Origin of the sequence: Azospirillum sp. OGB3, from assembly GCF_014192915.1 — a bacterium.
Lineage (GTDB): Bacteria > Pseudomonadota > Alphaproteobacteria > Azospirillales > Azospirillaceae > Azospirillum.
Genome location: NZ_JACHYN010000024.1, coordinates 1 through 18529, shown reverse-complemented (window position 1 = coordinate 18529; position 18529 = coordinate 1). Strand labels below are relative to the sequence as shown.

12 protein-coding genes are annotated in these 18529 nt (G+C 66.5%); all 12 read left to right on the top strand.

Annotated elements, in window-relative coordinates:
* Positions 1–244: 244 nt before the first annotated feature.
* The 12 genes from FHW79_RS29020 to FHW79_RS28965 all read left to right on the top strand — a co-directional run bounded on the left by FHW79_RS29020 (position 245) and on the right by FHW79_RS28965 (position 18484).
* Entirely contained in the window at positions 245–2221 is a 1977-nt protein-coding gene (locus tag FHW79_RS29020; RefSeq protein ID WP_211108538.1) for a hypothetical protein, read from the top strand.
* A gap of 253 nt (positions 2222–2474) precedes the next feature.
* Positions 2475–5768 carry a glycosyltransferase gene (locus FHW79_RS29015; RefSeq protein ID WP_183182124.1) on the top strand — a complete coding sequence of 1098 codons (3294 nt, stop codon included), beginning with the start codon at positions 2475–2477 and terminating at the stop codon, positions 5766–5768.
* 3 nt (positions 5769–5771) lie between these two features.
* Entirely contained in the window at positions 5772–6323 is a 552-nt protein-coding gene (rfbC, locus tag FHW79_RS29010; RefSeq protein ID WP_183182123.1) for a dTDP-4-dehydrorhamnose 3,5-epimerase, read from the top strand.
* An 18-nt stretch (positions 6324–6341) separates the two neighbouring features.
* Positions 6342–7397: a dTDP-glucose 4,6-dehydratase gene (gene rfbB, locus FHW79_RS29005; protein WP_183182122.1), complete on the top strand. Its 1056-nt coding sequence runs from the start codon at positions 6342–6344 to the stop codon at positions 7395–7397.
* Positions 7394–8281, top strand: a complete 888-nt coding sequence (gene rfbD, locus FHW79_RS29000; RefSeq protein WP_183182121.1) for a dTDP-4-dehydrorhamnose reductase — start codon at positions 7394–7396, stop codon at positions 8279–8281. Before rfbB ends, rfbD begins: the two co-directional genes overlap by 4 nt.
* A gap of 27 nt (positions 8282–8308) precedes the next feature.
* Positions 8309–9172: a glucose-1-phosphate thymidylyltransferase RfbA gene (gene rfbA, locus FHW79_RS28995; RefSeq protein ID WP_183182119.1), complete on the top strand. Its 864-nt coding sequence runs from the start codon at positions 8309–8311 to the stop codon at positions 9170–9172.
* A 167-nt stretch (positions 9173–9339) separates the two neighbouring features.
* Complete coding sequence (locus FHW79_RS28990) at positions 9340–12156, top strand: glycosyltransferase (protein WP_183182118.1); 2817 nt, start codon at positions 9340–9342, stop codon at positions 12154–12156.
* Complete coding sequence (locus FHW79_RS28985) at positions 12153–14066, top strand: glycosyltransferase (RefSeq protein ID WP_183182117.1); 1914 nt, start codon at positions 12153–12155, stop codon at positions 14064–14066. Before FHW79_RS28990 ends, FHW79_RS28985 begins: the two co-directional genes overlap by 4 nt.
* A 45-nt stretch (positions 14067–14111) precedes the next feature.
* Positions 14112–15218 carry a UDP-N-acetylglucosamine 2-epimerase (non-hydrolyzing) gene (gene wecB / locus FHW79_RS28980; protein ID WP_183182116.1) on the top strand — a complete coding sequence of 369 codons (1107 nt, stop codon included), beginning with the start codon at positions 14112–14114 and terminating at the stop codon, positions 15216–15218.
* Positions 15219–15242: 24 nt separating this feature from the next.
* Positions 15243–17084 carry a class I SAM-dependent methyltransferase gene (locus FHW79_RS28975; protein WP_183182115.1) on the top strand — a complete coding sequence of 614 codons (1842 nt, stop codon included), beginning with the start codon at positions 15243–15245 and terminating at the stop codon, positions 17082–17084.
* An 88-nt stretch (positions 17085–17172) separates the two neighbouring features.
* Positions 17173–17526, top strand: a complete 354-nt coding sequence (locus FHW79_RS28970; protein ID WP_183182114.1) for a 4-amino-4-deoxy-L-arabinose-phospho-UDP flippase — start codon at positions 17173–17175, stop codon at positions 17524–17526.
* A 265-nt stretch (positions 17527–17791) separates the two neighbouring features.
* Positions 17792–18484 (top strand): acyltransferase, encoded by a 693-nt coding sequence (locus tag FHW79_RS28965; protein ID WP_183182113.1) that lies wholly within the window; start codon positions 17792–17794, stop codon positions 18482–18484.
* Positions 18485–18529: the final 45 nt, after the last annotated feature.

The window sequence follows — 18529 nt, the reverse complement described above, 5'->3', positions numbered from 1 at the left end:
GCAAGGCATCGGGCATCCGGAGCGTGGAACATGGACCGGATACGGAGGCCGTTTCAGCCCGTCTCGACGCAGAAGCCACGGTTGAAGGGCGCCTGAAAGAAAGGTAGAACCCCCCGATCGGAGCGTGAGCCGATCCTGGTTCTTTTCTGCACCGCCGATGTATGACGGGCGTCGATTATCCCAATTTTCAGATAAGTCCCAACAGAGTTGGCAAGCATCTTCTGGCGTTTTTTCAGGGTGAGCCATGATCAAGGCCGTATCGTTTCGTGATTCTGCATTTATTAACAAGATGAAAATTCTAATTTCCTTGTTAATTGTAGCCGCTGCGTCGGCTTTGGTGTTTGGGTTGTCCTTCAATTATGGATTTGAATGGGGCGATGTCGGCTCCTACGCGCAAACCGTCTACGAAATCCATCGTGGTGCGGTTCCCGGCGACTTCGTCGGCTATGGGGTGCTCTGGTACGCGATCGGCGTGGCCGTGTTCAAGGTCACCGGGGTCAATTACACGGCGATTCTGCTGACGCTCCACGCTGTCATAGGCCTGGTTGCGTGCCTTCTGTTTCTTGGCACCTGGCTCGCGACCCGGCGGGTCTGGGTGTCCCTGCTGGTGGCGGTCATCTTCATCCTGGTGCCGCCCTTCACCGCATCGGCGGTGCGTTCCCTGTCCCTCGGCCTCAATCTGGTCGCCTTGGTGTTGCTGGCGCGGGCTCCGGTCGGGCGTGGCGGGCCGGAGTTGCTGGCAGCATCGGCGGCGGTCGGCATCACCTTCATGCTCCGGCCGGATTTCGGGTATTTCTTCGTGCTCTGCCTCTGGGGGCTTCTGGTCCTGCGCTGCTGGTATGCCGACGGCACGGGGGTGGGGCGCCTGCTCGGCCTTCTGCGCTCCAGCCTCCTGATGGCGGCGGCCATCGCCGCGACGATGGCGCCCCTTTTCATTCACGCCTCCCTGCGTGGGTATCTGCCGGCTATCCTCGACGATTACCTGACCTATCCGCGGCGCATCGCCTACTTCATCCTGGAATCGCCGAGCCTGTCGAACATGGCCGGGGGCACGACCTCCGACGCGGGCTTCCTGCGCATCCTGCCGGTTTCCGCGCTGTTCGGGAGCGACAACGGCGACCGCGTCTTCGCGTTCCTGATCTATTCGACCATGCTCGCCCTCGCCGCTTTCGCGGCCTATGTCGCATGGCGCTGGATTCGGCGTCCGGGCGACGCGCGGGAAAACCTCCTGAACGTGGCGGTCCTGTTGATCGCCGGCAGTCAATGGCCGATCTTCGCCCTCTTCCGGCCGGGTTGGATTCACTTCGCGACCTTCATGCACGCCTATCTGCTGCTGGCCGCGGTCGCCGCCGTCCGGTTGATGTCCGTGCTGTCGCTCCGCACGAACGCCGCCGCGCGGGCGGCCTCCTGGGCCGCCTTGTTCGTTCTGGCGGCACAGGCCGGGCTTTTCGTCCTGCATGGCGTCCAGGTGCCGGGGGTCGGCGTCCTGGCCCAGCGGCAAGGTCGCGACGCGCGGATGAGCATCGACCCCGGCATCGATGTCATGGTGTCCACGGCGGAAAAGCAGCAGTACGAGACGATCAACCGCATCATCCGCGCCAATTCGGGACCGGATGACCGCATCGTCTGCGTTCCCTACTGCCCTGGCTACGCCTTCATGGCGGAGCGGCGGATGCTGTTCAAGGAGCACTATGTCGACGACAACACGCCGAACATCCGTCCGGGCTGGATCGACCAAGCGATCGGGTTGACGGACTCCGTACGGCCGCCGGTCATCATCGTCCAGGACTGGGCGCCCAACGAGACGGAAGCTTCGCGCTTCGTCGTCTGGGCGGCGCGCTATATGGACGTCGTGCGCGAGCGCTACCGCACCGTCGTCCCGATCCCCGGGGGTTCAGCCTATATCCTGGAGCAGGCTGCGGGGCAGGGTCGGACCGCCAAGGTCAAAGCCTATGGCCCGACCGCGACCCCGGTCAACGTGCCGTTCAACCAGCAGCCCGACGGCAGTTCGGCGCTCTGGCTGTCGGTTCCTGGCCTCAGCGGCGCAGCCCAAGTGCGGCTCGACGGAGTGCCGCTGGCGAGCGCGGTGGCCGGCGACGTGGTCTCGGCCCTGGTTCCGGCCGATCGGATCGCCGCACCGGGACGGCACTGGCTGGAGGTGGTGGATCCGGCGGCTGGTCTGCGGACGGAGCCCGTTCCCTTCGACGTGACCAGTCCCTGAGAAGCCCCGCGTCCATGGCGACGGCCCACGGCATAGGGTCGCCGCCATGGACGCGGGCGGCCACCTTGCATTTTGAAGTGTGCCAGCGTAACTCTGCCGCCGGTCGCTGAGCCAGTGGGGGCGGCCCGGAGGCGATCGGGTTTGACAGCCCGCCTCTTCTTAAAGGATACCTGTTCGTCATTTCCAGACAAGCCCAGGAGTTCCGGCTGCAGTGTCGGGCGAGGCAAGACAAGAGGCGACTGTGGATTTGTGCATGAAGGTTCCGGGATATGATAATCCGGGCCGCCTGTTCCGACCGATCAGCCTGCTTGATCCTGATCTCGTCACAGCCCCGTCGCCTTGGCTTGGTCATACGCCTTTCGCCTTCTGGATCATCGACGCGTTGCGACCGGCGCGTTTTGTCGAGCTTGGGACCCACAGCGGCAATTCTTACGCCGCCTTTTGCCAAGCGGTGCACTGTCTCGGGGTGTCGACGGCCTGCGCCGCCGTCGACACCTGGATTGGCGACCCGCAGGCCGGTCATTACGGCGAGGAGGTTTACCGGACCTTCGCGGCGTACCATGACCCCCGTTACAGCGCCTTTTCGCGCCTGATGCGCATGACTTTCGACGAGGCGGTCCCGCACTTCGCGGACGGCTCGATCGACCTCCTGCACATTGACGGCTTGCACAGCTACGAGGCGGTGCGCCACGACTTCGAGACTTGGCGGCCGAAGATGAGCCGCCGTGGCGTGGTTCTGTTCCACGACGTCGCCGAGCGCCGCGACGGCTTCGGTGTGTGGCGGCTGTGGGAGGAGCTGTCGGCGGCGCACCCTTCCTTCACCTTCCCGCACAGCCACGGGCTCGGCGTGCTCGGCGTCGGGGACGACCTCCCCGAGGCGGTGCGCGCGCTGTTCGCCGCGCAGGCGGAGGGCGGCGACGCCCTGGACACGACCCGGCGGCTGTTCCAGAGGCTGGGGGAGCGGGTGGTGCGGGGCGAGGCCATCCAGGAGATGGAGGAGCGGGAACGGCGTCTGCGGGTTGCCGCCGCCGACGACCGCAAGGCGGCCCAGGACGAGCTTGCGGCGCTGCGCGCCACCGTCGCGTCGCTGCGACAGGAGGTCGCGGACCGCGACCGGGCCGTCGCCGACGCCGAGGGCCGCCTGCGCAAGCGGGAGCTGGACATCGCTGCGCAGAAAAGGACGGCCGACGAGCTGCGCGATCTCCTGGCCCAGCGGGAGCAGCAGATCGGGACCATCCTGGCCTCGACCTCCTGGAAAATGTCGGCCCCCGTGCGCCAGTGCGGCCGCATCTACCACGAGCTGAACCGCGCCTACCATCGCTGCGTCCACCGGATGACGCTGGTGCCGCACAGCGACCTGAAGCCCACCGACGGCGGCGGCTACGAGAGCACCGGAAGCGATCCCGCCTTCCTGCTGCGGTCCAGCCTCGGGCGGCTGCCCAGCCGCTGGTGCGTCGTTTCCTACAAGGTGCTGCGGGCCTCCGCCCCGCTCACCCCCCTCCTCTACGCGGACGGCGGGCAGGGATTCGACGAGCGGACGGCGATCCGCCTGCCGGTGGACACCATCGGCGAGACCTCCCAGCTCGCCCTGCTGCCGCCAAAGACCCAGGCCCTGCGCTTCGACCCGGCCACCCGGCCGCTGTCCTTCGAGATCGCCGACTTCACGATCCGCGAAATCGGGCGGGCCCACCTGCTGCTGGACTACGCGCGGCGCAACCCGCGGCGCCTGCTGGCGCAGTTCGTGCGGCACGGCTGGCAGGCGACCAAGCAGCAGGTCGCCCAGGACCTGCTGCCGGGGGACCGGGCCGCCGATTACGCGACCTGGGTGCGGCTGTACGATACGCTGGACTCCGAGGAGCTTGCCGCCATCCGGGCCGACATGGAGCGGCTGGCGCGGCGCCCGCTGATCTCGGTGGTCATGCCGGTCTACAACACGCCGGAGCCCTATCTGCGCGAGGCCCTGGACTCCGTCTTGGCCCAGATCTACCCGGACTGGGAGCTGTGCATCGCCGACGACGCCTCCACGGCGCCGCATGTCGCCCCGCTGCTCGCCGAGTACCAGGCCCGCGACCGCCGCATCAAGGTGGTCCGGCGGGCGGCGAACGGCCACATTTCGGCCGCCAGCAACAGCGCTCTGGAACTGGCGTCCGGCGAGTTCGTCGCCCTGATGGACCATGACGACCGGCTGACTCCGCACGCGCTCTACATGGTCGCGGCCGAACTGAACCGTCATCCCGACGCCGACATCCTCTATTCCGACGAGGACAAGATCGACGCCGCGGGCCGGCGGTACGACCCGCATTTCAAGTCGGGCTTCAACCTCGACCTGCTCCACGGCCAGAACATGGTCAACCACCTCGGCGTGTTCCGTCGCGCGCTGATCGAGCGTGCCGGCGGTTTCCGCGAGGGGTTCGAGGGCAGCCAGGACTACGACCTCACCCTGCGCGTGGTCGAGGCCACCACACCGGAGCGCATCCGCCACATCCCGGCGGTGCTCTACCACTGGCGGGTCTTTGCGGAGTCCGCCGCCTTCTCCACGGTCGATCTGCCGAGGGCCACGGCGGCGGCCCATCGGGCTCTGACCGAGCATTTCCAGCGGCGCGGCATCCAGGCCACGGTGGAAATCTCCCCCTCCACCCACCGCTTCACCCGCATCCGCTACGCCCTGCCCGACCCGCTGCCCCGCGTGTCGCTGATCGTGCCGACGCGCGACAAGGTCGACCTGCTGAAGGGCTGCGTGGACGGGCTGCTTCAGCGCACCGACTATCCCGACCTCGAAGTCGTCATCGTGGACAACAACAGCGAGGAGGCGAAGACCTTCGCCTACTTCGACACGCTGAAGGACGACCCGCGGGTGCGCATCCTGCGTTACGAGGCGCCCTTCAACTACTCCTCCATCAACAATTTCGCCGTCGCGCAGGCGACCGGCTCGGTGATCGGCCTGATCAACAACGACATCGAGGTGATGGGGGCGGACTGGCTGAAGGAGATGGTCAGCCACGCGCTGCGCCCCGAGGTTGGGGCGGTCGGCGCCAAGCTCTACTACGCCGACGGGACCGTCCAGCACGCCGGCGTCATCACCGGCATCTGCGGCGTGGCCGGCCACGGGCACAAGGGGCTGCCCCGCGACGCCCACGGCTATTTCAGCCGTGCCCAGCTGACGCAGGACCTGTCCTGCGTCACCGCGGCCTGCCTGATCATGCGCCGGTCGGTGTTCGACGAGGTCGGCGGCCTGGACGAGGTGAACCTGGCCGTGGCCTTCAACGATGTGGACTTCTGCCTGCGCATCCGCGACCAGGGCTATCTGGTCGTATGGACGCCCTTCGCCGAGCTGTACCACCTGGAGTCCGCGTCGCGCGGCCCCGACACGGCGCCCGACAAGGTCCAGCGGTTCCTGAGCGAGGTCAATTACATGCGCCGCCGCTGGGGCGATCGTCTGGCGCAGGACCCCTACTACAACCCAAATTTGTCCCTGGACGCCGAGGACTTCGGACTGGCCTTCCCTCCGCGCGTCACGAAGCCCTGGCTCGACAAGGAAAGCACCTGACCCATGGACGTCATCGCTCTCGACATTCCCGACGTGAAGATCATCCGTCCGAAGAAGTTCGGTGATCACCGTGGCTTCTTCTCGGAAACCTACAGCAAGAAGGCGTTCGAGGCGGCGGGGCTGCGTTACGACTTCGTGCAGGACAACCAATCCCTGTCGGCCGAGGTGGGCACGGTGCGGGGCCTGCACTTCCAACTCCCGCCCTTCGCCCAGGACAAGCTGGTGCGCGTGGTCCGCGGCGCCATCCTCGACGTCGCGGTCGACATCCGCAAGGATTCGCCCACCTACGGCCGCCATGTCAGCGCGGTGATCAGCGCCGCGGAGTGGAACCAGATCTTGGTTCCCATCGGCTTTGCGCACGGATTCTGCACGCTGGAACCCAATACCGAAGTGGTATACAAGGTCACGAACTTCTATTCGGCCGCGCATGACCGCGGTCTGTTGTGGAACGATCCGGATTTGGGGATCGACTGGCCGGTCGCGGCGGACAAGGCCTTGCTGTCGGACAAGGATCTCAAGAACCCGCGGCTTGCCGAACTGGGCGAGTGTTTCTGAGAAGGGGCAGGTGTCTTGATGAAGCGTATTCTCGTCACGGGCGGAGCTGGTTTCATCGGCTCGGCCGTCGTCCGTCAACTCCTCGCCGAGACCGACGCCTTCGTTGTCAACCTCGACAAGCTGACCTACGCCGCCAACCTGTCCTCGCTGCCCGGGGCCGCGGGCAACCCCCGCTACGCGTTCGAGAAGGTCGACATCTGCGACGGCGACGAACTGCGCCGCGTCTTCGCGGAGCACCGGCCGGACGCCGTCATGCATCTGGCCGCGGAGTCCCACGTGGACCGCTCCATCGACGGGCCGGGCGAGTTCATCCAGACCAACGTCGTGGGCACCTTCCGCCTGCTGGAGGCGGCGCGCGGCTACTGGATGGGGCTGCCGGCCGACGAGCGCGCGTCCTTCCGCTTCCACCACATCTCCACCGACGAGGTGTTCGGCACGCTGGGCGACGACGGCTTCTTCACCGAGACGACCGCCTACAGCCCGAACTCGCCCTATTCGGCCAGCAAGGCGTCGAGCGACCATCTGGTGCGGGCGTGGCACGAGACCTACGGCCTGCCGGTGGTCCTGACCAACTGCTCGAACAACTACGGCCCCTACCATTTTCCGGAGAAGCTGATCCCGCTGATGATCCTGAAGGGTCTGAAGGGGGAGCCGCTGCCGGTCTACGGCAAGGGCGACAACGTCCGCGACTGGCTCTACGTCGAGGACCACGCCCGCGCCCTGCGGCTGGTGCTGGAGAAGGGCGTGATCGGCGAAAGCTACAACATCGGCGGCTACAACGAGCGCACCAACCTGGACGTGGTGCGGACGCTGTGCGCGTTGCTGGACGAGCTGGCCCCGGCCGGCGCGCCGCACGACCGGCTGATCACCTTCGTCGCCGACCGGCCGGGCCACGACAAGCGCTATGCCATCGACGCCTCCAAGATCACCCGCGAACTGGGCTGGACCCCGCAGGAGACCTTCGAGACCGGCCTGCGCAAGACGGTCGAGTGGTACCTGGAGAACCGCTCCTGGTGGGAAGCCATCCTGAACGGCTCCTACCGCGGCGAGCGGCTGGGGCTGGACGCGGCATGAAGATCCTCATCCTCGGCACCAGCGGGCAGGTCGGCACCGAACTGATGCGGGCCGCCTGGCCGCCGGGCACGGAGCTGGTCGGGCTGGCCCGGCCGGAGGTCGACATGGCCCGGCCGGAGACGGTGGCGGCGGCGGTGGCGGAGCACGCCCCCGCCCTCGTCGTCAACGCCACCGCCTACACCGCCGTGGACAAGGCCGAGGGCGACCGGGAGGCCGCTTTCGCCGTCAACCGCGATGGCCCGGCCCGCCTCGCCGCGGCCTGCGCGGCGCGCGGCGCGGCGCTCATCCACATCTCCACCGACTATGTCTTCGACGGCACCAAGCCGGCGCCCTACACGGAGGACGACCCGGTCGCCCCGCTCGGCGCCTACGGCGCCAGCAAGGAGGCCGGCGAGGCGGCGGTGCGCGCTGCGTTGCCGCGGCACGTCATCCTGCGCACCTCCTGGGTCTACGCCGCGCACGGCGCCAACTTCGTCAAGACCATGCTGCGCTTCGGGCGCGAGCGCGAGGAGATGCGCGTGGTCGCCGACCAGCACGGCGCGCCGACGGCGGCGTCCGACATCGCCGCCGCGATCGTGACCATCGCCGGGCGGATTTCCGCCGGCAATGACGTCCCCTGGGGCACCTACCACTTCACCGGAACGGGCGAGACGACCTGGCACGGCTTCGCCGAGCGCGTCTTCCAGCGGCTGGAGGCGGCCACCGGCCGGCGCCCGCGGCTGCTGGCCATCGCGACGGCCGACTACCCCACCCCGGCCCGCCGGCCGGCCAACTCCCGGCTGGACTGCACCCGCATCCGCACCGCGTTCGGCATCGCGGCACCGCTCTGGGAGGACAGCCTGGAGCGTGTGCTGGACGAGCTGCTTTCCTCCCCCGCATCCTAAGACGATTCCACGACAGGCGGCGCGATCATGAAGGGCATCATCCTGGCCGGCGGGTCCGGCACCCGGCTTTATCCGGTGACGCGGGCGATCAGCAAGCAGCTCCTGCCGATCTACGACAAGCCGATGATCTATTTCCCGCTCAGCACGCTGATGCTGGCGGGGATTCAGGACATCCTGATCATCACCACGCCGCACGACCAGGCGCTGTTCCAGACCGTGCTCGGCGACGGGTCGCAGTGGGGCATCAACCTGACCTACGCGGTGCAGCCCTCGCCCGACGGCCTCGCCCAGGCCTTCATCATCGGCCGCGAGTTCGTCGGCAACGACAGCTGCGCGCTGGTGCTGGGCGACAACATCTTCTACGGACATGGCCTGACCAGCCTGCTGCGCGCGGCCGGCGAGAACACCCAGGGCGCCCGCGTCTTCGCCTACGGCGTCCGCGATCCGGAGCGCTACGGCGTGGTCGAGTTCGACGCGCAGGGCCGGGCGCTCAGCATCGAGGAGAAGCCGGTCAACCCGCGCTCCAAATGGGCGGTCACCGGGCTGTACTTCTACGACAACGACGTTCTGGACATCGCCGCGGCGGTGAAGCCCTCGGCACGCGGCGAGCTGGAGATCACCTCGGTCAACGCCGCCTACCTGGAGGCGGGCCGCCTGTCGGTCGAGCAGATGGGCCGCGGCTACGGCTGGTTCGACACCGGCACCCACGACAGCCTGCTGGAGGCGGCGGAGTTCGTCCGCACCATCCAGCACCGGCAGGGCCTGCAGATCGCCTGCCCGGAGGAGATCGCCTTCATCTCCGGCTGGATCGACGCCGAGCAGGTGCGCCGCCTCGCCGAGCCGCTGAAGAAGAACGAGTATGGCCGCTACCTGCTGAGCCTGACCGAGTAGGGCGGATACAGACGACGCCTTTGCTCCCCTCACAATTCTCCGGCAGGGTCCGAAGCGGTTGAAGGATGGCGCCTCCGAGCGTTGTCCGGATTTTTCGCTGGCCGCCCCTGCTGTACAGCAGGACGTGTTCGGCTTGAACCGTCGCAACAGAACGGAACGTTGACCCAATGCGCGCTTTGCTTCTTTCTCGGCTGGCCCGGTTCGTGGCCATCCCGCCCGCCGGCAGAACGGACAAAGCCGCGTCGACATCCCGGATCGAGGCGCTGTTCGACCCTGTCTTCTACCAGGAAACCAACCCCGACGTGGCGGCAGAGGGGGGCGACCCGCTGGAACACTACCGGCTGTTCGGCTGGAAGGAGGGCCGCGACCCGCACCCGCTGTTCTGCGTCCGCTTCTACCTGGAGACCAACCCCGACATTGCGGCGGCGGGGGTCGAGCCGCTGGAGCATTATCTGAACTTCGGCTGGCAGGAGGGTCGAGACCCGCATCCGCTGTTCGACGTGGCGTTCTACCGGGGCAGCAGCCCGGACGTCGCGGCGGCGGGGATCGAGCCGCTAGAGCATTATCTGGACTTCGGCTGGCAGGAGGGCCGAAACCCGCACCCGCTGTTCGACGTGGCGTTCTACCGGAACAGCAACCCGGACGTTGCGGCGACGGGGATCGAGCCGCTCGGTCATTACCTGCGCAACGGCTGGAAGGAGGGCCGCGACCCGCACCCGCTGTTCGACGTGACGTTCTACCAGGACAGCAACCCCGACATCGCGGCGGCGGGGATCGAGCCGCTGGAGCATTATCTGCGCAGCGGCTGGATGGAAGGGCGCGACCCCCAGCCGTTGTTCGAGACGGACGTCTACCGGCGGGAAAACCCGGACATCATTGCGGAAGGCATCAACCCGCTCGTCCACTACGCTGTCTTCGGCCGTCACGAGGAGCGGAGAGCGACCCGCATCGCCCCGGTTGCCGGCTTCTCCGACCGGGAAACCGCCGCCGACCTGCTGCCCTTCGCGCTGCCGCGCCCGGCGGCGCCCGAGGTGTCGGTCATCGTGCCCGTCCACGGGAAGCTGGACCTGACCGTGCGCTGCCTGCACGCGCTGAGCCGCCACCGATCGCGCCACGGCTTCGAGGTGGTGGTGGTCGACGACGGCTCGGACGCGGAAACCCGGGACGGGCTGGCACGCATCGATGGTCTCGTCCTGCACCGGAACGAGCGGGCTGGCGGTTTCATCGAAGCCTGCAACCGCGGAGCGGAACTGGCCTCCGGGCGCCATCTGCTGTTCCTGAACAACGACACGGTGGTGCTGGATGGTTGGCTGGACGAGCTGGTCGACGCCTTCGCAGTCCTTCCCCAGGCCGGCGCCGTCGGGTCGGCGCTGATTTATCCCTCCGGCCGCCTGCAGGAGGCCGGCGCCGTCGTCTGGCGCGACGGCACCGCCGCCAACCTCGGGCGGAACCGGGACCCGCAGAACCCGGCCTTCTCCCACGCGCGGGAGGTCGACTACTGCTCGGGCGCCAGCCTCATGGTCCCCGCCGCCCTCTTCCGGCGGCTCGGCGGCTTCGACCGGCGCTATGCCCCGGCCTATTACGAGGACAGCGACCTCTGCCTGCGCATCCGCGAGGCCGGCTTTCGCGTCTACTGCCAGCCGCTGTCGGCCGTTGTTCACATCGAGGGCGGCACCGCCGGCACCGACCCCTCGCAGGGGATGAAGCGGTTCCAGGCCGTCAACCGCGCAACCTTCGCCGAGCGGTGGGCCTCCCTGCTGGCTGCGCAGCCGGCTCCGCACCCCGTCGACGCCCACCGCCTGAAGCGCTCCGGGCAGCGCCGTGTGCTGGTGGTCGACCACGATCTGCCCCATCCCAACGCCGATGCCGGCTCCGTGGTCACCATGGAGATGATCCGGCTGTTCCAACGTCTTGGTTATGAGGTGGTCTTCGCCGCGGTCCGCATACCGCAAGGCCGCGGCGAAGACATCCGTGCGCTGGAACGCATGGGCGTGGAGGTGGTGCGTGCGCCCTACTTCACGTCCGCGGCCGACTATGTCGAAGCCTACGGGGACTCGTGCGATCTGGTCTTCATGGTGCGCTATGTGGTCGCGGCCATGATCCTGCCGCACATCGGCCGGCTCGCCGTCCGGCCGAAAACCATTCTCTTGAACGCCGATCTGCATTACTTGCGGGCTGAGCGTCAGGCAGCACTCTACGATGATTCCGCTCTCGCCGCGGCAGCCGTGCAGGAGAAGGTGGCCGAGTTGGCGATCCTGCGCGCCGTGGATGCGACCATCACCCACAGCGCCGTGGAGCGCGAGATCCTGCGCGTCGAGGCGCCGGGTACGCTGGTCGAGGTGCTGCCCTGGATCGCCAGCCCGGTCAATGACTCCCCTGGTCCGGCCGGCCGCCGGGATATCCTGTTCGTGGGCGGCTTTGGCCACGCTCCGAACGTGGATGCGATGGTCGCCTTCGTGGTCAACCTGTGGCCGCGCCTGCGCGCCCGGCTGCCCGGAGCCCGGCTGCGCATCGCCGGCAGCCACGCCGGGGCGGCGGTCCACGCGCTGAAGCAGGAGGACGTCCTTGTGCTGGGCCATGTCGAGGATCTGCGGGCGGAGATGAACCAAGCGCGCGTCTCCATCGCGCCGCTGCGCTGGGGCGCCGGTCTGAAGGGCAAGGTGGCGACGGCCATGGCCTTCGGCTTGCCTTCCGTCGTCAGTCCGATCGCCGCGGAAAGCATGGGCCTGACCAATGGACGCGACGCTCTGATCGCGGAGCTGGACGATGCCTTCGTGGAGGCCGTCGCCCGTCTCTACGAGGACGACGCGTTGTGGACGGACGTGGCGCGCAATGGCCTGGACTTCGTGGCCCGCCACTGGTCGCCGGAGCGGGGCCTCGCGACGCTGCGTCACCTCATGACGCGCGCCAAGATTCCACCCACCCATGAGATCAGCGACCAGGTCGAAGCCCTGGTCCGTCAGCGCGCCGGGGCCGCAAGATGAAATCCAGCCCGATGCATCCGTACGACGTCTTCGTGTTTCCGGTCATCGACTGGACCTTCCGGCACCAGCGGCCGCAGCAGCTCGCCCTGGAGCTGGCCCGCCGCGGCCACCGCATCTTCTACCTGACGGTGGACTTCGCGCCGGCCGACACCGCGCGCCCCTATCTCTTCTGGGACCAGCCGGAGGAGAACGTGTTCGTCGTGCAGCTCCGCTGCCCCGGCGAGGCGCCGTCGATCTACAAGCAGATGCCGACGCCGGAACAGACGGCGGCCTTGCTCGACGCCATCGACGCGCTGCGCCGCAACTGCGCGGTCGGCACGACGGTGTCCATCGTGGACCTGCCCTTCTGGCGGCCGATCGCCACGGCGATGCAGGGCAACCTCACCGTCTACGACTGCATGGACTACCATCCGGGCTTCCTCAACAACGAGTCCTCCATGCTGGTCGAGGAGGATCGGCTGATCCACGAGGCGGACCTCGTGCTGACCACCGCGGCGGGGCTGTCGGAGATCGTCGGGCGTCTGCGCGAGAACACGCTGATCCGCAACGCCTGCGACGTGACTCATTTCCTGCGCAGGCCGGACCGTCCCGTGCGCCGATTGAGCGAGCGGCCGGTCGTCGGCTATTTCGGGGCGATCGACCACTGGTTCGACGTGGACCTGCTGGTGGCTTCCGCCCAGGCCTACCCGGACTGGGACTTTGTGCTGATCGGCAATTCGCACGGCTCCGACATCTCCCCGGCGCGGAATCTCCCCAACGTCCGGTTTCTGGGGGAGATCCCCTACGCCATCCTGCCGGAATACGCGCACGGCTTCGACGTCTGCATCATTCCCTTCCTGATCACCGAGCTGACGCTGAACACCAACCCGGTGAAGATGTACGAGTATCTCGCCACCGGCCGGCCGATGGTCGGGACGGCGATGCCGGAGATCCGGATCGGCCGCGACGGGCTGGTCTTCGTCGGCGAGGACCATCAGGACTTCATCGCCAAGCTGGGTCAGGCCATGGCGGTGCACGACGACCCTCGGCTGGTCGAGGAGCGCATCGCCTACGCCAAGGCGCAGACCTGGTCGGCCCGCATCGCCCAGTTCGACGAGGCGCTTGCTCCCTTCTTCCCGAAGGTCAGCGTCGTCGTCCTGGTCTACAACGGGCTGGAGCTGACCCGGCGCTGCCTGGACAGCATCGCGGCCAACAGCCACTACCCCAACCTGGAGCTGATCCTGGTCGACAACGCCTCGCCCGAGACCGCGGTGCGCGACCTTCTCGTCGATTTCGCCAAGGACCGGCCTTGGGTGAAGCTGGTGCTGAACGACCGCAACCTCGGCTTCTCCGGCGGCAACAACGCGGGGCTGCGCGTCGCCACCGGCGATTACCTGGTCCTGCTCAACAACGACACCCAGGTCACGCGTGGCTGGATCTTCGACCTGCTGCGCCACTTCCGCCGCGACCCGGCGATCGGCCCAAGGATCGGCATGGTCGGGCCGGTGACGAACAACATCGGCAACGAGGCCCGGATCGAGATCGCCTACGACGGGCACGAAGCGATGTGCGCCGCGTCCCGCCCCTATGTGGAGGCGCGCCGCGGCCGGAGGCTGCCGTCCGACACGGTGGCCTTCTTCTGCGTGATGTTCAGCCGCGCGGTGTTCGAGGCGGTCGGTGAGCTTGACGAGATCTTCGGCATTGGCATGTTCGAGGACGACGACTATTGCCGTCGGACGCGCGACGCCGGATTCACGGTGGTGATCGCGGACGACGTCTTCGTCCACCATGAGCTGTCGGCCAGCCTCAACGCCCTGGGGCTGGAACGGCGGCAGAAGCTGTTCGAGGAGAACAAGCGTCTTTATGAGCAGAAGTGGGGAGCCTGGACACCGCACAAGTACCGCGAAGCCGAAGCCCCGCAGTCCGTCTGAACCGCCCCAGCCTTTGCCCCAGCTTTCCCGGATCGAAGCGACCCCATGACCAAGACCATCCTCTGCATCGTCGGCACCCGGCCGGAAGCCATCAAGATGGCGCCCGTGATCCTCGCGCTGCGCCGGGAACCCTGGGCCAGGGTGGTGGTGGTGGCGACCGCCCAGCACCGGGAACTGGCCGACGAGGTGCTGAGCCTGTTCGGGATCGCGCCCGACGTCGACCTCGACCTGATGCAGCCCAACCAGAAGCTGGCCGACCTGACGGCCCGCGCCCTGGTGGGGCTGGACCGGGTGATCGGCGACACGTCCCCGGACATGGTGATCGCCCAGGGCGACACGACGTCGGTGATGGCTGCGGCGACCGCCTGCTTCTACCGCCAGGTGCCCTTCCTGCATGTCGAAGCGGGGCTGCGCAGTTTCGACATGCAGAATCCCTTCCCGGAGGAGTTCAACCGGATCGTCGCCAGCCGGATCGCCACGCTGCACTTCGCCCCGACGGCGAGCGCGCGCCGGCATCTTCTGGACGAGAAGGTCCCCGACGGCGACATCGTCGTCACCGGCAACACGGTGATCGACGCGCTGCACATGGTGGCAGCCCAGGATCTGCCTCTACCCGTCGCCATCGCCCCCGACCGGCGGCTGGTGCTGGTGACGGTCCACCGCCGCGAGAATTTCGGGGAGCCGATCCAGGACATCTGCCGGGCAATCCGCACGCTGGTCGAGGAACACGACGACATCGAGGTGCTGTGGCCGGTCCACCCCAACCCGAACGTCACGGGCGTCGCCCATGAGACGCTCGGCTCCAACCCGCGCATCCACCTTGTCAAGCCGCAGCCCTACGGCGGATTCGTCGCAGCCATGAAGCGGGCCCACCTCATCCTCAGCGATTCCGGCGGCGTGCAGGAGGAGGCGCCGGCCCTGGCGCGTCCGGTCCTGGTCCTGCGGCGCGAGACGGAGCGGCCGGAGGCGATCGAGGCCGGCGTGGTCCGGCTGATCGGCACCGACGCCGACGTCATCCTCCGGCACGGCCGGGAGCTGCTGCGCGACGCCGAGGCCTATCGTCGCATGGCGCGGGGCGAGTCCCCATATGGAGACGGGCACGCCAGCGGGCGCATCGTGGACGCCATCAAGGCCCGCTTCCTGGCGCCCTGAGCGGCCCGTCTTTCGAGGAACAGCATGTCTCACCCCGTTTCCAGTGCCGTCGCGGACCTGCTCGGCCGGCCGTCGATCTTCCGGACGCCCGGCTGGTTGCCGGAAAGCACATGGCACATGCACATCCCCTTCGCCTTCCTGCTGATGGACCTGCTGCGTCCCGGCCGGCTGGTCGAGCTGGGGACGCAGAAGGGCGCCTCCTACTGCGCCTTCTGCGAGGGGGCGGCGGCCTTCGGCACCGGCACCCGCCTGTCCGCGGTCGACCACTGGGACGGAGACCACCAGACCGGTGCCTACGCCCGCGACACCTACGACGTCCTGCGGGCGCATCACGACCCGCTCTACGGCGGCTTCTCGACCCTGCTCCGGGAGTCCTTCGACGACGCGCGTCCGCGCTTCGAGGACGGTTCGATCGACCTGCTGCACATCGACGGCCTGCACACCTACGAGGCGGTGCGCCACGATTTCGAGACTTGGTTGCCGAAGATGAGCCGGTCCGGCGTCATCCTGATGCACGACACCGAGGTGCGCACCGGCGACTTCGGCGTCTGGCGCTTCTGGGAGGAGATCCGGGAACGCTACCCCACCCTGAACTTCCCCTTTGGCTACGGTCTGGGCGTCGTCGCGGTCGGCGAGGCGGTGCCGGACTTCCTGCTCGAGCTCTGCCGCTTGCCCGAGGCGGAGAAGGCGGCGCTCTACGCGCTGTTCGAGGCGCTCGGCGACCGCGTCCGGCTCCTCAACGAACATCAGGAAGCCAGCCGCAACGCCGCGACCTATCTGGAGCAGGGACTCCAGATGCAGAAGGTCTACACCGAATTCAAGGCCACGGCCGAAGCGCAGATCGAAACGGCCATGGCCCAGTACCAAGCCATGTTCGCCCAGGCGACCGCCCTGCAGACCGAGGTGGTCGCCCTCATCACGGAACGGGACGCGCTGATGGCGGGGCGTCCGGCACCTTCACCTCTGGCCGAGAACACGACGATGGAAACGCAAGCCGCCTTGGCCAGCGATGCCGGGCCCAGCAACAAGGACGCCGTCGCGACGCGCGCCGCCGGCGTGGAGGCCGGTGAGACGGCCGCCCCGCGCGGTGAGATTTTCCGGCCGGATCCCGCCCGGCGGGTCGAGTTCCAGTGCAACGTTTGCGGCACCCGGATCGTCTGCACCGGCGACAAGATCGGCCGGGAGACCGCGTCCTGCGAAGGCTGCGGCTCGACCGTCCGCATGCGGTCGATCATCCACCTGCTGAGCACCGCTCTGTATGGCCGCTCAATCCCTCTGCCGGAGTTCCCGCAGGATCCGGCGGTGGTCGGCAAGGGCCTGAGCGACTGGGTCGGCTATGCCGAGCCCCTTCGGGAAAAATTCAGCTACACCAACACCTTCTACCACCAGGAGCCGCTTCTCGACATCGAGAACGTCCCGGCCGCCCTTCAAGGATCCAGCAATTTCCTGATCTCCACCGACGTGTTCGAGCACACGCTTGGCCCTGCCCTGAAGGCGTTCGCCGGTGCCTTCGACCTGCTGAAGCCCGGCGGGTGGCTGATTCTGACGGTTCCGTTCACCCTGGACGACCAGACGGTCGAGCATTACCCCCAGCTGAGCGATTTCACGGTTGCCAAGCTGGGCGAGACCTACCTCGTGGTCGGGCAGACCGCCGACGGCGAGTACGAGCTGTACCGGGATCCCGTTTTCCACGGCGGTCCGGGACAGACCCTGGAGATGCGGGTCTTCTGCCGCAAGGACGTGGAGGCCAACCTCCGGGCGGCCGGCTTCACGGACATCCGCTTCCTTGAGGAGTCGGTGCCGGAGTACGGCATTCTCCTCACCGAGAATTGGAGCCTGCCGGTTCTCGCCCGCAAGCCGCTGTAACGAGCGACCGGAGGGGCGCGCACCGGTCCCCGCCGACGCGCGCCCGGAAGATTGCTGCCGTCAGGGTCGTTTTGGAAGAGTGATTGGCATGACGATTTCTCAGATACTTATGCTTGCGGCCTTTTCTGCCCTGCTTTCCGCCGGGCAGATCCTGTTCAAGTTTACCGCCATCCGGATCAACGGGCTTGATGGGACAGCGTTGATCCGGCATCTCATAAGCGATTACTATTTCATTTCCGCTCTGGCGACGTACGGTCTTTCGACCTTGGTCTGGGTTCTGATCCTTCGTCAAGTTCCGTTGAGCCGCGCCTATCCGTTCGCGTCGCTGGCGCTGATCATTGTTCCGGTCGCGAGCGTGTTCTTTTTCAATGAAACGCTGGGCATCAAGTATTTCATCGGCTTGGCCCTCGTCATCCTTGGAATGCTGGTGCTGTCGTCATAACGAAAGGGGCCGGGCCTGCCCGCGCCGGTTGCCGCTCCATCCCTGGAACGGGGTGGCGGCACGGTCGATCCACCCAGAGGCCCGCCCGGACGCCATCCGGGCCTTGAGCTGGCGCATCTTCACCGTCGCCTGACCGCCATTACGCAAGCAATCACTCATGCGTTGCGACCTTTAACGGTCCAGAGGGATTGAATTGCTCTCCGTCCAGTTGCCGTGTTATTGGATAATACAAATAAGTTTTTCGCAAACTTTGCGGATTTAGCAAATGGGCTTCTTGCGGCTTTACTTGTCTTTGGTTGTGGTTGTGTCTCATCTTGGGAGTGTGCCGTTTTTCCCAGCATTTGATCCGGGAATGGCGGTGTTTTGCTTTTTCATCATATCTGGATATTATGCGGCATATGCCCTGAACGAGGTGTATGTTGGGAATGGCAGCGTTAAAAGATACTATCTGAACCGTGTTATCAGGTTATGGCCAATTTACGCTGTTAGCATATTGATTTTGTGGCCAACCGGTCTGGTCCATCAAGTGTTTTCCCGAGCAATGGAGCTGCCTACAGCGTCGACTGTCGCTGTCGTTGTAAGTAATGTATTGATAGTAGGCATAGATGTATTTAGCCATATTAGTCTAGCGCCATCAGATGTTTTTATCGCTCCATTTGGAACGGCAAGCCATAATGGATCGACATATATTCTTAACCTTCCAGCTTGGTCCTTGTCGATAGAGCTGCTGTTTTATGCTGTGGCGCCTTTCGTTGTGCGCGATGTGAAGCGCTCTGTGGTGTTTACTATCTGTGGCTTGCTCTTCTGTGTGTTTTGGAAATACAATCAAGGAATGTTTTCTGGACTTCGTCCGGATTTGTTTTATACGCACTTCATGGTCTATTTTGGGCTGGGCTCGTCGAGCTATTGGCTTATACCAAGTCCTGCGGAGTACGACTCATGCGGCGATTCCCGCTGAGCCGGGCGGTGTGATTCACGGGAGGGACCACAGCGACGAGGTCCC